A 14,960-nucleotide genomic window follows, 5' to 3' on the forward strand; every position below is an offset into this window, starting at 1 on the left:
GCGCTCGTTCCCTCAGTGATGCGGCTCCGGGGGGGATATCTCCTCCATCGTCCCGAGCCGCTTGAACGGAATGTTGTCTTCATCGACCAGATATCGTCCAAGTGTCCTTACCCACGAAACAGACCCATCGGTGCGGCGCACCGCATATTCCTGATCATAAAAACTCGCATTCTTTAACGTGGTCAGCGCCGTTTCGATCACCCGGTTCCGGTGATCGAGGTCCACTTTCTCCAGCACCTGAAAAATGCTGATGCCAAGCATCCCCTGTTTTACAGGAATTCCGAAGAGTTCAGCGCAAATTGCGTCCAGATAGAAACGGTCATTGGTGATATCCCAACAATAAAAACCAACTTGCTTGATGTTCAAAACGGGCTTCATGAAACGACGTTGTCACACTAAATAAATTCAATACGATTTTTGACCGCTTTAAAATCGATCATCGTAATCATACGGCAAACGCGTGCCAAAATGAAACGTTTTAATCTTCGCATATTAGAAATATTTAGCAATTTGGGTGCGGACCCCGCGGCGATCATCGTCGATCTTTCGATCGGCAGGCTTGCGAGAAAATTGGCTCTATTTTCGCCTCTGCCGGATGGATGAAAATTCAGTGATCTTTATCAACTGTTAACCATAAAAAACCTATTGTTAAAGCGATGTTAAAACTTGCGTCGCCTGTCTGGTCACTGGTTTCTTCACGTCATGTCATCGGCCTGTCTCCCGTCAGGTCTGGTGAGATGCCCTGTTTGCCTTTGATCTGACGTCGGCCGGATCCGCCGGGTGAGAAGGAATGAATGTGAAGGGCACCGCCACACGTCTGCCGACGTCGCGGAAAGCAGCGACCCTGCTGCTCGCCTGTACTTTTTTTTGCCCGCTGGAGAGCGCTTTGGCGCAGACGGCGACACCTGCCGGTCCAACGCTGCGGCAGGCGACGTCTGCCGATAATGCAACGGCCTCGCCAATGCCAAGCACAGTTGACGCGGTGGCCACCGGCGCAGTCCAGCCGACGCCGACGCCCTCGCCCCCACCCCAGCTCTGGCGCCCCTCGAACAATCCGGGCGACCCGATTTACGAGCAGCAGGACGAGGCGGGCCAGCCCTTTGCTGACGCGGAAAACCCCTACGAGCCGACGGTGGATGGCGGTGAAAACCCGCGCATTCCTGCCGTGCCAGGACAAACGCCGGGAATTCGCGTCGGAACATTCGTGCTTCGGCCAGCAATCAGTCAGACGATCAACACGGAAAGGCAGACCAATACGGGTGGCCCTTCCAGACGCAATTATCTGACGACCGGCATACGCGGCACGCTCACCAGCGACTGGTCCCGCCACGCGCTTACGGTCACGGGCGACGGTGCCTGGGAAAGAAACTTCGGCAGCGACAAGGATGGCGAAGAACCTCGGGCGAAGATCGATGCGGATCTGCGTCTGGACCTCGGCGGACAGACGACCGCTAATCTCAAGGCCGGCTATGAATTCAGCCGCGAGGACACGACGGACCCGAATGCCCTGACCGGGGCAGCCGTCCAGGGCGGCGAGCACCGCTTCACGACCGGAGCATCGATCGAGCGGGATTTTGGCAAGCTTCGCGGTCTCGCGGCGCTCGATCTTTCCCGTACCGTTTACACGGATGCAAAAGGCATAGACGGCCGCCCGATCAGCCTCAGCGACCGTGACCAGAATGGCGCCAATCTGCGCGGTCGTATCGGCTATGAACTGTCGCCGGCGCTCATCCCCTTCCTTGAACTGAACGTGGGGACGACGAAATACGATAGGCGCCTCGACAATTCCGGCTATGCCCGTTCTTCCAATTCCTATGGTGCAAAAGTGGGTGCCGAGGTCGATTTGGGCGAGAAAACGCGGGGCGAAGCCGCCATCGGTTATCTGCGCAAGCAATATGATGATGACCGCCTCGATGCGATCGACGCCCTGACGCTGGATGGCACTCTCAACTGGTCACCCCAGCGCGGGACAAACGTCAATCTCGGTTTGCGCACGACGATCGAGGATTTTGCCGGCGGCCCTCAGGGTGGCTGGGTGTCCTATCGGCTTGATGCCGGCCTGACCCACGAGCTGCGCAACAACCTCGTCGCGCGGCTGACCGGGCAGGTGGTTCATCGCAAATTCCGTGCTTCCGAGGATGCCGTGGAATATACCGCCGGGGCCGGCCTGACTTGGGGTATCAACCGTTACCTCGACCTTACCGCTGATGTCAGCTACCAGTGGACCCCTGTCTATGACAGCAACGATCTGCGTGTCGGCGCCGGTCTGGTGCTCAAACGATAGATTTCCGGAAAAAGAAATCCCGGCGCGAAGGCCGGGATTGTCTTGGCTTTTATGGACTATTTCAGACCGTCGATCAGGGCCTTGATCGGCTCTTCAATTGTGGGCCTGATGTCACCGCGTTCCAGGGCAAAGGCGACGTTGGCGAGGATAAAGCCATCCTTGGCGCCACAGTCGAAGGTCTGGCCGCGGAAATGGTAGCCTGCGAACTCCTGCGACTTGGCGAGCGTCAGCATGCCGTCGGTCAGCTGGATTTCGTTACCTGCACCACGTTCCTGATTTTCAAGAATGTCGAAAATCTCCGGCTGAAGAATATAGCGGCCGTTGATATAGAAATTTGACGGCGCTGTCCCCTTCGCAGGCTTTTCGACCATTTCGGTGATTTTGAAGCCTTCGCCGACGGTCTCGCCAACACCGACGATGCCATATTTATGTGTCTGGTCAGGCGCACACTCCTGCACCGCGATCACGTTGCCCTGAGTCTGGTCGTAAAGCTCGACCATGCCCTTCAGGCAGCTTTTCTGCGAATGCATGATCATGTCAGGCAGGAGCACGGCAAACGGCTCGTCGCCAACGATATCGCGCGCGCACCATACAGCGTGGCCAAGACCGAGCGGCACCTGCTGGCGCGTAAAGCTCGCCGTGCCCGCCTTCGGCAGTAGACCAGCCAGCAATGTCAGTTCGGCATTCTTGTTGCGCTCGCGCAGCATCTGTTCGAGCTCAAACTGGATGTCGAAATAATCCTCGATCACCGCCTTGCCGCGGCCGGTAACGAATACAAAATGCTCGATGCCTGCTTCCGCCGCCTCATCAACGACGTACTGGATAACGGGCTTGTCGACGACGGTGAGCATTTCTTTCGGAACTGCCTTGGTGGCAGGCAGAAAACGCGTGCCGAGACCTGCGACCGGGAATACGGCCTTCCGAATTTTCTTATGTTCTACCACGTATCCCTCCTGAGAGATAAATCTTGATCACAATCCCCGCACGCTGTTGTTATTTCAAAAACAACAACGTTTTGTAAAGGGTGACGCTACCATCTATTAATGGTAAAGAATTTGTTGACGATCTTTTGTTATCCATGACGACGCCCGATGCGTTTTCGCAATCGAAATGACATTCGAGAGAACGAAAGACAGACGATGACAAAGATGATCCTTTCAGATGTCCGCAAATTCGGCTGCATGGTGTTTGCCGGCCTGGCAATCTCGCTGGCGCCTGTCTCGGCCAAAGCCGATCAGGGATTCCGTCAGTGGATCAACCAGTTCTATGCAACAGCCGCGAAAGAAGGCATTAGCAAGGCGACCTATCAGAAGGCCTTTGCCGGCGTCAGCGAGCCGGATCCCGACGCGCTTCGCAAGGCAACCTTCCAGCCGGAATTCACCACGCAGATCTGGGATTATCTTGACTCACGCGTCAATCCGTACACTGTGCGGATAGGCCGCGAGATGAAGATGAAACACGCGGCGACGCTTAACTGGATCGAGCGCAACTTCAACGTCGACAAACACATCATCCTCGCCATCTGGTCGATGGAGTCCAACTACGGCGCTGTTCTCGAAAAGCCGGAGCGGCTGCACAACATCCCGCAGGCGCTTGCAACGCTCGCCTATTCCGATCCCAAGCGCGCCAAATTCGCGCGCACCCAGCTGATCGCTGCGCTCAAGATTCTTCAAGCTGGCGATGTCACGCCCAAGCAACTGACGGGTTCGTGGGCGGGAGCCATGGGTCACACACAGTTCATTCCCACAAGCTACCTGCTCTATGCGGTTGATGCTGACGGTAATGGCAAGCGTGATATCTGGCATTCCGTGCCGGACGCGCTGGCGACGGCCGCCAACCTCCTTGCAAAGAACGGCTGGGAGCCGGGCCGCACCTGGGGTTACGAGACGGCGGTCCCGCGGGGCGGCGCCCGTTATGAAGGGCAGACGAAAACCATTGCAGAGTGGGCAAAACTTGGCTTCACCCGGCCGAACGGCAAAAGCTTCACGCGTGGTACGGACCGCGCGATGCTGAAACTGCAGGGCGGTGCCAACGGTCCGGGTTTCCTGATGATGAAGAACTTCTTCACCATCAAAAAATACAACGCATCCGACAGCTACGCTCTGGCCGTGGGCCTGCTGGCCGACGAGATTGCCGGTTATGGCGGCATGCAGCAGAAGTGGCCACGCCCGGACGGCACGCTGGATATCAGAGAAAAATTCGAGCTTCAGACCCGCATGAAGGAACTCGGCTATTATGATGGCGAAGTCGACGGAAACTTCGGCTCCGGCTCGAAAGCCGCCATCAGCGCTATCCAGTCGCGTATGGGTATGGAAACCGATGGCCAGCCGTCACAGCGTCTGCTGAGGGCTCTGCGCAACTGATAATGTCCCGGCACATTCGGCGGCACCCGAAATTCCGCCGCCGAAATATCCGGAAGGGTTGATGTGATGAGTGCGAAACCTGCGGCAAACCATGGAAGAACCGGCTGGCGTTTCTGCGCTGTCCTTCTTGGCGCGGTGCTTGCGCTGCCGCTTGCTCCCGCCGAAAGCATCGCGCAGGAGCAGCGGCGCACCCTGTTTGAGATGCTGTTCGGCAAGCCGGTGGGCCGCGACGGCGGGTCAAACCGCGAATACCAGCGCCGCAGCCGCCGCGATTTTCCATCTGCCCCGCCAACGAGATCGGTCACCCGGCCGCAACCAACCAAGAAAACACCGTCGGTTGTGCAGATGCGCACCGCAAAGCCGGAGCCTGCCGCCAAGCTCGAAAATGCGCGGCGCGTATTGGTCATCGGCGACTTCCTTGCCGGTGGCATGGGAGAAGAGCTGGTCAACGCGTTCGCCAACTCGCCGGCGATTGTCGTCGACGTGCGCGCCAACGGCTCTTCAGGTCTTGTTCGCACCGATTATTACGACTGGTTCAAGACCCTTCCGCAATTCATTACCGAGACGAATCCGGCAACCATCGTCATCATGATGGGGTCCAATGATCGCCAGCAGATGCAGATCGGCGATAGCAAGGAAAAATTCGGTACCGAAATCTGGTTCAAGGAATATGAACGACGCATCGACGAACTGCTGACGCTCGCAGGACGTCCAAAGGTTCCTGTGCTCTGGGTGGGACTGCCCGCCTTCCAGTCGCCGTCGCTCTCCGCTGATCTGGTCGGCTTCAACCGGCTCTATCGCAACCACGTTGAAAAATATGGCGGGGAATTCGTTGACGTCTGGGATGGCTTCGTGGATGAGGCAGGAAAATTCGTCGTCACCGGCTATGACATGAACGGTCAGCAAGCCCGCCTTCGTGAAGCTGATGGCATTGGCATGACACAGGCCGGCAAACGCAAGCTTGCCTTTTATGTCGAAAAGTTCGTGCGCCGTCACCTTGATGGCGCGGGCCCTGATCTGGTCAAACTCGACGGCAGCAATCTGCCAGCCCTCACCTCCCTGCCCGCACTCGGCATCGATGCCGGCCAGGTGCGTACCCAGCCGATCAGCCTCACCGATCCTGCTCTTGATGGGGGCGACAAATTGCTTGGCGATGTCCCTCCCTCTCCCACTCCGGCTCGCGTTTCCGTCGTGGAATCGCCACGCGAGAGGCTGACCAAACGCGGCGAGATGGCCGATGCGCCTGCAGGCCGCATCGATGACTATCGCGTGGTCACAGACACCACACAAGCGAAACAGTAAGCGCCATCTCCATCGAGCCGAGTCTCACCGGCGTAATGTTGATGCAACCCATCAATGACAGTCTTGACTAAGCTTTGCAGGAATGCTGGGTGATCGTCTATTAATTGCGATCATACTTTCTGCCTGGCGATATTTATTTCAAGCTAACGCGTCTGATGCACTGAGCATCGATGACGCAGTCCTTCTTATTCTGCGCGCGTGCCATTCCCCCGAGAAGTCACGCCTGTTAATGCCGAGATCGTTCATGCGCCTGCTTCTTGTAGAAGACGAACGCGAAATGGCGGCAGCGCTGTCAGCTGCGCTCCATCGGTTCGATATTATCGTGGATTCCGTCGGCACGCTCGATCTTGCCCGTCACGCCATCATGGACGGCGTTCACAACCTGGTCATTCTGGATCGGCAGTTGCCGGATGGTGATGGCCTTGACCTCATCGAGGATCTGCGTCTCCTGCCCGCCACGCCACCCGTCATCGTGCTGACGGCGCAGGGCGCGCTTGCGGACCGGATCAATGGCCTCAATCTTGGCGCGGACGATTATCTGGCCAAGCCTTTCGCCGTCGAGGAACTGCTTGCCCGTATTCGCGCCCTGATGCGCCGGCCAGCCGGCCCCGTGACGATGACGGCGAAACTGGGCAGCCTGGAATTCTGCTTCGAAACCCGCGAAGTGCGCATCAAAGGCGAATTCCTTCCCCTGACCAGACGGGAGCTGCTGATCCTCGAAGCATTGCTCCGACGACAGGGAAGAACGGTGCTGCGTCCGACGCTCGAGGAGGCAGTCTACAATTTCGACGATGAAATCCAGTCCAATGCACTCGATTCCCATATCTCCCGCCTACGCCGCAAACTGGCGGCCGCGGATGCGGGTGTCGAGGTTCACGGCATCAGGGGCGTTGGTTACCTTATGCGGGCAATCCCATGAAACCGGCCAAAAGAAAATCACTCAAACGCCGTCTGACCATTCAACTGCTGCTGTTCCAGATCGGCAGCATCATCATCGTCACGGTCGCATTCTTCGTCTACATGATGTCCGATGGAACCGGAAGTGCCCTTCTCAGCTCTGAGGCGGCACAAATAACAGCAAACGCTCTCATTCGCGGGCCAGATGGAAAAATCGTGCTCAGGGAGACACCTGAATATATAAAACTGCGTAGGGAGACTCCGGATTTCTGGTTTGTTGCGCTGACGGAAAATGACGATATTGTCCAGGGTGGGCAGGTGCCCGAAGCTTTCAGCAATATGGGCCAAACGCTGAACGACGTTAGAATCTCCAATATTCGCGACGCGGGGATGTCCTATTCGTATTTCGCCGTTTTGTACGTCGCGATCGTACGCCGGGTATCTGGTCCAGCTGGAGAATTTGCGATGATTGGACACGGCGGTCCGTTCAGCATGACCCTCCCGATCCTGCTATTCTCCAACATCCTTATCCTGCCGATTCTCGCTCTTGTTTCAATTGCGACGATCGCAGCAATTCCCTGGATCATCGGCCGGGAATTTCGCGCGCTCTCCGCCATTGCCCGAACGGCGGAGGCCATCGATATTGACAAACGGGGATACCGATTGCCGGATGGCAATATTCCAAGGGAGGTTCAGCCACTCGTGCATGCCGTCAACGGCGCATTGCAGCGGCTGGATGACGGCTATGAGAGGCACAAGCGTTTCATTCTCGATGCAGCCCACGAGTTGCGAACCCCCGTCGCCATTCTCCAGACCCGGGTTGAGACCCTACTGGAAGGCCCGGCCCGCAGCAGAATATTGTCGGATGCCAGCCGCATTGCCGTGCTGGCCGAACAATTGCTCGATCTGCAACGACTCGGCGGGCAGAAAGCACCGCTTGTTCCGCTTGATATCGTCGCCCTGTGCAGGTCTGTTGTCGCGGATATGGCCCCGCTTGCAATTTCCCAAGGTTATAATCTTTCTTTCGAGCCGGAAGAAGAGCCAATCCTCGCGCTTGCGGATTATGCCTCACTGCAGCGCGCCTTGATGAACATCGTGCAGAACGCCATCGAACATGGCGGCAGCCGGGGTACCATCACCATAAAGATCGCCTCAAACCGGGTGATCGAGATAGCCGATGAAGGCAATGGAATTCCGGAGGCGGAACGGGAGCTTGTTTTCGATGCATTTCACCGGCTGAAACCAAAGGATCACGGCACCGGCCTTGGGCTCAGTCTGGTGCAGGAAATCGTCCGTTATCACAACGGCGAGATCAGCATCAGCGATTCCTCCACCGGCGGCGCCTGCTTCCGCATCACGCTTCCCTTTTGCTGATCGCACGGCAATCAAACGAAAAGGCCTGTCGCTTCTGCAACAGGCCTTTCCATCTTTATCGATTTCGCGGGCTCAGCGCGGCAGAACCGTGGCGCCCATCAGCGCCTCATCGATTGCGCGGGCTGCCTGCCGGCCTTCGCGGATCGCCCAGACCACCAGCGACTGACCACGGCGAACGTCACCCGCAGCCCAGAGCTTGTCGACCGACGTTCTGTAGTCCGTCTCGTTGGCGACCACATTGGTGGAACCACGCCGGTCCGTGTTGAGCGTCAACTTGCCTTCCATTTCCTTCAGCACGCTATCCGTGAAGGGACCGGAAAAACCAATGGCGATGAAGGCGAGATCGGCTTTGATAATGAACTCGGTACCGGCGATTGGCTTGCGGCGTTCATCCACCTGACAGCACTTCACACCGGTCAGAACGCCGTCTTCGCCGACGAATTCCAGTGTGGCGACCTGGAACTCGCGCACCGCGCCTTCCGCCTGCGACGAGGACGTGCGCATCTTGGTCGCCCAGAAGGGCCAAACCGCAAGCTTATCTTCCTTTTCCGGCGGCATCGGGCGGATGTCGAGCTGTGTGACCTTCACGGCGCCCTGACGGAACGCCGTACCCACGCAGTCCGACGCCGTATCACCGCCGCCGACGACGACAACATGCTTGCCACCGGCGAGGATAGGATCGGCCGGCCAGCCGATGCTATCGATGTTTTCACGGCCAACGCGACGGTTTTGCTGCACGAGATATGGCATGGCATCGTGCACACCATGCAGGTCCGCCCCGCCGATGCCGGCTGGACGCGGGGTTTCAGAGCCGCCGCAGTAAAGAACCGCATCATGGTCGGCCAGAAGCGACTGAACGGTCACGTCGACGCCGACATTAACACCGCAATGGAAGGTAACGCCCTCGCCCTTGATCTGCTCGACCCGCCGATCAATGAAGTTCTTTTCCATCTTGAAATCAGGGATACCGTAACGAAGCAGGCCGCCGGGCTTTGATTCCCGCTCATAGACATGCACCTCGTGACCGGCGCGGCCAAGCTGCTGTGCCGCCGCCATGCCCGAAGGGCCGGAGCCGATGATGGCGACCTTTTTGCCGGTGTGGATCGTCGCCGGCTTCGGCACGATGAAGCCCAGTTCATAAGCCTTGTCGGCGATGGCCTGCTCGACCGTCTTGATGGCGACCGGCGTGTCTTCGAGGTTCAGCGTGCAGGCTTCCTCGCAGGGTGCTGGGCAGACGCGGCCGGTGAATTCAGGGAAGTTGTTGGTGGAATGGAGGTTGCGGATCGCCTCCTCCCAGTTGTTATTGTAAACCAGATCGTTCCAGTCGGGGATCTGGTTGTGCACGGGACAGCCGGTCGGGCCATGGCAATAGGGAATGCCGCAATCCATGCAGCGCGCCGCCTGCTTCTGCACCTCGGCATCCGACATCGGAATGGTGAATTCGCGGAAATGGCGGATACGATCGGATGCAGGCTGATACTTGCCCACCTGCCGGTCGATCTCGAGAAAACCTGTAACCTTGCCCACGTTTATGTCCTCACATCAAAGCGGAGCGCCTGTCGGGCCCCAGTACCAGGTGGCGAAACCTAAAGCCGCCCCCAGCACGATGAACTCAAATCCGGTCTCGCCGCTCGAGCATTAGATCGCCGTGGGAACGGCGACCGCGAGACCAGCTGGTGTAGTGTCCTCACGTGGCGGCTTACTCCGCCGCCACGCCCATGCGCATGCGCTCCATTTCCTCAAGCGCACGACGGTATTCAACCGGCATGACCTTGCGGAATTTCGGACGGAACTCGCTCCAGCGATCCAGTATATCCTTGGCACGCGACGAATTCGTGTAATGGAAGTGGTTGGAGATCAGCTGGTAAAGGCGCTCCTCGTCGTGACGCGTCATGTCCTCGGAGACGTCAACGCGTCCCTTGTGCATGAGATCGCCGCCGTGATGATGCAGCTTTTCCAGCATGTCGTCTTCTTCCGGAACCGGCTCCAGCTCGACCATGGCCATGTTGCAACGAGTGGCAAAGTCGCCCTTTTCATCGAGAACATAAGCCACGCCACCGGACATGCCGGCCGCGAAGTTACGGCCCGTTTCCCCGAGAACCACCACTATACCGCCAGTCATATATTCGCAGCCGTGGTCGCCCACGCCTTCGACAACAGCGACCGCACCGGAGTTACGCACGGCGAAGCGCTCGCCTGCCACGCCACGGAAATAGCACTCGCCGGTAATCGCACCATAGAGAACCGTGTTGCCAACGATGATCGAGTTTTCCGCGACGATCCGGGTATTTTCCGGTGGGCGCACGATAATGCGACCACCCGACAGACCTTTGCCGACATAGTCGTTGCCATCCCCCACGAGATCGAAGGTGATGCCGCGGGCAAGAAACGCGCCGAAGGACTGACCCGCCGTGCCGCGCAACGTCACGTGGATCGTGTCGTCCTTCAGACCCTTATGGCCCCAGCGCTTCGCCAGCGCACCCGACAGCATGGCGCCGGCCGACCGGTCTACGTTCTTGATAGGTACTTCGAAGACCACGGGTTCGCGGTTTTCCAGCGACGGCTGCGACTTCTCGATCAGCTTGCGGTCGAGAATGTCGTCGATCGGGTGCTTCTGGCGTTCGGTCCAGAAGGTCGCTTCCTTCGGAGCCTCGACCTTGTGGAAGATGCGGCTGAAATCCAGCCCCTTAGCCTTCCAGTGCGCCAGCATCTCATCCTTCTCAAGCAGTTCGGAAGCGCCGATGATCTCGTCCAGCTTGGTTACGCCAAGCGAAGCAAGGATTTCGCGCACTTCTTCGGCCACGAAGAAGAAGTAGTTGATGACGTGTTCCGGCGTGCCCTTGAAGCGCTTGCGCAGGACCGGGTCCTGAGTAGCGACGCCCACTGGGCACGTATTGAGGTGGCATTTGCGCATCATGATGCAGCCCGCCGCAATCAGCGGCGCGGTGGCAAAACCGAATTCATCCGCACCGAGCAGCGCGCCGATGATGACGTCGCGGCCGGTCTTCAGACCGCCATCCACCTGCAGGGCAACGCGCGAGCGAAGACCGTTCAGCACCAGCGTCTGCTGGGTTTCGGCAAGGCCGATTTCCCACGGAGAGCCCGCGTGCTTAAGCGACGTCAGCGGCGATGCACCGGTACCGCCATCGAAACCGGAGACGGTGATATGATCGGCGCGGGCCTTGGCCACGCCGGCCGCAACCGTTCCAACGCCCACTTCCGATACCAGCTTAACCGAAACATCGGCTTCCGGATTGACGTTCTTGAGGTCGTAGATCAGCTGCGCCAGATCTTCGATCGAGTAGATATCGTGGTGCGGCGGCGGCGAGATCAGGCCGACGCCCGGGGTGGAATGACGGGTCTTAGCAACCGTCGCATCCACCTTGTGGCCAGGCAGCTGTCCGCCTTCGCCGGGCTTTGCACCCTGCGCGACCTTGATCTGCAGCATATCGGCGTTGACGAGATATTCCGTCGTCACGCCGAAACGACCGGACGCGATCTGCTTGATGGCCGAGCGTTCCGGGTTTGGCTTGCCATTGAGCAGCGGCAGATAGCGGTCGGATTCTTCACCGCCCTCGCCCGTGTTGGACTTGCCGCCGATCTGGTTCATGGCAATCGCAAGCGTCGTATGCGCCTCGCGGCTGATCGAGCCGAAGGACATGGCGCCCGTCGAGAAGCGCTTGACGATGTCAGCCGCAGGCTCGACCTCATCAATGGACACCGGCTTGCGGCCGAGCGCTTCCGCCGACTTGATGTTGAACAGGCCGCGGATGGTGTTCATGCGCAGCGCCGTCTCATTCACCATGGCGGCGAATTCGCGGTAGCGATCCTGGCTGTTGCCACGCACAGCGTGCTGCAGCGAAGCGACGGCATCCGGCGTCCAGGCGTGGCTTTCGCCGCGCATGCGATAAGCATATTCGCCGCCGATATCGAGCGTGTTCGCGAGGATCGGGTCCTTGCCGAATGCTGCGGTATGGCGCGCCACGGTTTCCTCGGCGATCTCCGTCAGACCAACGCCCTCGATCGAGGTCGCAGTGCCGAAGAAATACTTCTCGACGAATTCCGAGGAGAGGCCGATGGCGTCGAAGATTTGCGCGCCGCAATAGGACTGGTAGGTGGAAATGCCCATTTTGGACATGACCTTGAGGATGCCTTTGCCCACCGCCTTGATGTAGCGATAGACCACTTCGTCATCGGAGACTTCCTTCGGGAAAGCGCCGTGCTTGTGCATGTCGAGCAGCGTATCGAAGGCGAGGTAGGGGTTGATCGCCTCCGCGCCATAACCGGCAAGCAGGCAGAAATGGTGGACTTCGCGCGGCTCACCGGTTTCCACGACGAGACCGACCGAGGTGCGCAGGCCCTTGCGGATCAGATGATGATGCACGGCGGCCGTCGCCAGCAGCGCCGGGATCGCAATGCGATCCGGTCCAAGCTGACGGTCGGAGAGAACGATGATGTTGTAACCGCCGCGAACAGCCGATTCCGCGCGCTCGCACAGGCGTTCGAGCATTTCAGGCATGCCCTCGGCACCGCGCTCCACATCATAGGTGAAGTCGAGCGTCTTGGTGTCGAAGCGGTCCTCCGTGTGGCCGATGGAGCGGATCTTTTCCAGGTCGCCATTGGTCAGAATCGGCTGGCGCACTTCCAGACGCTTAGCGCGGGCGGCACCTTCGTGGTCGAGAATGTTCGGCCGCGGACCAATAAAGGACACGAGGCTCATGACGAGCTCTTCGCGGATCGGATCGATCGGCGGGTTCGTCACCTGGGCGAAGTTCTGCTTGAAATAGGTGTAGAGCAGCTTCGACTTTTCCGACATGGCCGAAATCGGCGTATCGGTGCCCATGGAGCCAATGGCTTCCTGACCCGTCGTCGCCATCGGCGACATCAGAAGCTTCGTATCTTCGCTGGTGTAACCGAAGGCCTGCTGGCGGTCGAGCAGCGACACGTCGCGGCGCAACGCGCGCGGTTCAACCGGCTTCAGCTCTTCAAGAATGAGCTGCGTGCGGTCGAGCCAGGTGCGGTAAGGATGCTTCGCGGCAAGCTCGTGCTTCACTTCCTCGTCGGAAACGATCGAACCCTTTTCCATATCGATCAGCAGCATCTTGCCGGGCTGCAGACGCCACTTCTTGACAATCCGCTCCTCCGGGACCGGCAGGGTGCCTGCCTCGGATGCCATGATGATACGGTCGTCATCGGTGACGAGGTAACGCGCCGGGCGCAGGCCATTACGGTCGAGCGTCGCGCCGATCTGCTTGCCGTCGGTAAAGGCAACGGCAGCAGGACCGTCCCACGGCTCCATCAGGGCTGCATGATATTCGTAGAATGCCTTGCGTTCGGCAGACATGGACTGGTTGCCAGCCCACGCTTCAGGGATCAGCATCATCACGGCATGGGCCATGGAATAACCGCCGCGCACGAGGAACTCGAGCGCGTTATCGAAGCAGGCCGTATCCGACTGGCCTTCATAAGAAATCGGCCAGAGCTTGGAAATGTCATCGCCGAACAATTCGGACGAAACGGAAGCCTGACGCGCCGCCATCCAATTGACGTTACCGCGCAGCGTGTTGATTTCGCCATTATGGGCGACCATGCGATAGGGGTGCGCCAGCTTCCAGGACGGAAAGGTGTTGGTCGAGAAACGCTGATGCACGAGCGCCACGGCCGATTCGAAACGCGGATCGGCCAGGTCCTTGTAATAGGCGCCAACCTGATAGGCGAGGAACATGCCCTTGTAGACGATGGTCGAGGAGGAGAGGGAAACGGGATAGAAATCCTGCGTTTCCTTGCCGCCGCCTTCGTCATAGATGCGGTTAGACAGAACCTTGCGGATCAGGAACAGCTTGCGCTCGAAATCGGCATTGGTCGCGGCGTCGCGCCCAGCACCGATGAAAACCTGAACATGGTGCGGCTCGGTGGCAGCAATATCGGGCGCCTTCGACAGCGAGGAATTATCGACCGGTACGTCACGGAAACCGAGGAACTGCTGCCCCTCTTCGCCGATCACGTCGACAATCACCTTCTTGTAGTGCTCGATGCGCGAGGGATCACGCGGCATGAAGATGTGACCGACGGCGTATTCCCCTGCCTTCGGCAAGGTCACGCCTTGGCCCGCCATCTCTTCGCGGAAGAAACGGTCCGGGATCTGCACCAGAATGCCCGCGCCATCGCCCATCAGCGGGTCGGCGCCGACAGCGCCGCGGTGGGTCAGGTTTTCGAGGATGAAGAGGCCATCCTTGACGATCTGGTGCGACTTCTGGCCCTTCATATGCGCAACGAAGCCGACGCCGCAGGCGTCATGCTCGTTGGCCGGATCGTAAAGACCCTGCTTTTCCGGCAAACCACCCGCGAAACGCGCTTTCGCAGACATGGGCGCAGCGGCGGCCACGGAGGGACAGTCGTTGGTCAGGATTGCGGCGGCGCTTGCCGCCTGCTGCTCGATTTTCATTTTTGTCCCTCCTGCAAAATCACTTGCACGGTTTCATGCGAAGATCCGGCACCTTAAGAATTTTGCTGACCGCAAAAACCATCTGGACCGGCTGGATCAAATTTAGGACAGCAAGACTGTCTCAATTCCCGGTGATTTTGGCAGAATTGGTCGCCTTTAGCAAGTGTCCGAATCCAATTAGCGGGCACCCTGGCATTCAGCGAAGTTTCGATACTGACCTATTGCGTGAAACATTGTTACCTGGAATACCTTCTTGCCATTGCTTTCATTGCCGGATTTGCCAATCGCGGTCAGA

At 58.6% G+C, this 14,960-nt stretch carries 9 protein-coding genes; 5 read left to right on the forward strand and 4 right to left on the reverse strand.

What is annotated here, in order from left to right; translation table 11 throughout:
- Positions 1-12: 12 nt before the first annotated feature.
- Entirely contained in the window at positions 13-378 is a 366-nt protein-coding gene (locus FS804_RS11600; RefSeq protein WP_144576699.1) for a PAS domain-containing protein, read from the reverse strand.
- A 412-nt stretch (positions 379-790) separates the two neighbouring features.
- On the opposite strand from FS804_RS11600, the gene uppP reads away from it, so the two are divergent.
- Complete coding sequence (gene uppP, locus FS804_RS11610) at positions 791-2,284, forward strand: polysaccharide biosynthesis protein UppP (protein ID WP_144576700.1); 1,494 nt, start codon at positions 791-793, stop codon at positions 2,282-2,284.
- 56 nt (positions 2,285-2,340) lie between these two features.
- On the opposite strand, the gene galU is transcribed toward uppP, so the two are convergent.
- Positions 2,341-3,228 carry a UTP--glucose-1-phosphate uridylyltransferase GalU gene (gene galU / locus FS804_RS11615; protein ID WP_144576701.1) on the reverse strand — a complete coding sequence of 296 codons (888 nt, stop codon included), beginning with the start codon at positions 3,226-3,228 and terminating at the stop codon, positions 2,341-2,343.
- 195 nt (positions 3,229-3,423) lie between these two features.
- Here galU and FS804_RS11620 point away from each other — a divergent pair, with 195 nt between their 5' ends.
- The 4 genes from FS804_RS11620 (at position 3,424) to FS804_RS11635 (ending at position 8,220) form a co-directional block, all read left to right on the forward strand.
- Positions 3,424-4,647 carry a lytic murein transglycosylase gene (locus FS804_RS11620; RefSeq protein WP_144576702.1) on the forward strand — a complete coding sequence of 408 codons (1,224 nt, stop codon included), beginning with the start codon at positions 3,424-3,426 and terminating at the stop codon, positions 4,645-4,647.
- A gap of 66 nt (positions 4,648-4,713) precedes the next feature.
- Positions 4,714-5,949: an SGNH family hydrolase gene (locus tag FS804_RS11625; protein ID WP_144576703.1), complete on the forward strand. Its 1,236-nt coding sequence runs from the start codon at positions 4,714-4,716 to the stop codon at positions 5,947-5,949.
- Positions 5,950-6,193: 244 nt separating this feature from the next.
- Complete coding sequence (locus FS804_RS11630) at positions 6,194-6,868, forward strand: response regulator transcription factor (protein ID WP_144576704.1); 675 nt, start codon at positions 6,194-6,196, stop codon at positions 6,866-6,868.
- Positions 6,865-8,220, forward strand: coding sequence for a HAMP domain-containing sensor histidine kinase (locus tag FS804_RS11635; protein ID WP_144576705.1), 1,356 nt, complete (start codon positions 6,865-6,867; stop codon positions 8,218-8,220). The genes FS804_RS11630 and FS804_RS11635 overlap by 4 nt, the downstream gene beginning before the upstream one ends.
- Before the next feature lie 72 nt (positions 8,221-8,292).
- Here the strand turns inward: FS804_RS11635 and FS804_RS11640 are convergent, their stop codons facing one another.
- Both FS804_RS11640 and gltB read right to left on the reverse strand, forming a co-directional pair.
- Positions 8,293-9,747 (reverse strand): glutamate synthase subunit beta, encoded by a 1,455-nt coding sequence (locus FS804_RS11640; protein ID WP_144576706.1) that lies wholly within the window; start codon positions 9,745-9,747, stop codon positions 8,293-8,295.
- 172 nt (positions 9,748-9,919) lie between these two features.
- Positions 9,920-14,587 (reverse strand): glutamate synthase large subunit, encoded by a 4,668-nt coding sequence (gltB, locus tag FS804_RS11645; RefSeq protein ID WP_233282599.1) that lies wholly within the window; start codon positions 14,585-14,587, stop codon positions 9,920-9,922.
- Between the last annotated feature and the right edge of the window lie 373 nt (positions 14,588-14,960).

This window comes from Agrobacterium sp. DE0009 (genome assembly GCF_007680755.1).
Lineage (GTDB): Bacteria > Pseudomonadota > Alphaproteobacteria > Rhizobiales > Rhizobiaceae > Agrobacterium > Agrobacterium tumefaciens_B.

Excerpts from the sequence above, each read along its gene's own strand:
- gltB (WP_233282599.1), bottom strand. The coding sequence starts at position 14,587 with ATGTCTGCGAAAGCGCGTTTCGCGGGTGGTTTGCCGGAAAAGCAGGGT.
- FS804_RS11635 (WP_144576705.1), top strand. The coding sequence starts at position 6,865 with ATGAAACCGGCCAAAAGAAAATCACTCAAACGCCGTCTGACCATTCAA.
- uppP (WP_144576700.1), top strand. The coding sequence starts at position 791 with ATGAATGTGAAGGGCACCGCCACACGTCTGCCGACGTCGCGGAAAGCA.
- FS804_RS11620 (WP_144576702.1), top strand. The coding sequence starts at position 3,424 with ATGACAAAGATGATCCTTTCAGATGTCCGCAAATTCGGCTGCATGGTG.
- FS804_RS11600 (WP_144576699.1), bottom strand. The coding sequence starts at position 378 with ATGAAGCCCGTTTTGAACATCAAGCAAGTTGGTTTTTATTGTTGGGAT.
- FS804_RS11625 (WP_144576703.1), top strand. The coding sequence starts at position 4,714 with ATGAGTGCGAAACCTGCGGCAAACCATGGAAGAACCGGCTGGCGTTTC.
- FS804_RS11630 (WP_144576704.1), top strand. The coding sequence starts at position 6,194 with ATGCGCCTGCTTCTTGTAGAAGACGAACGCGAAATGGCGGCAGCGCTG.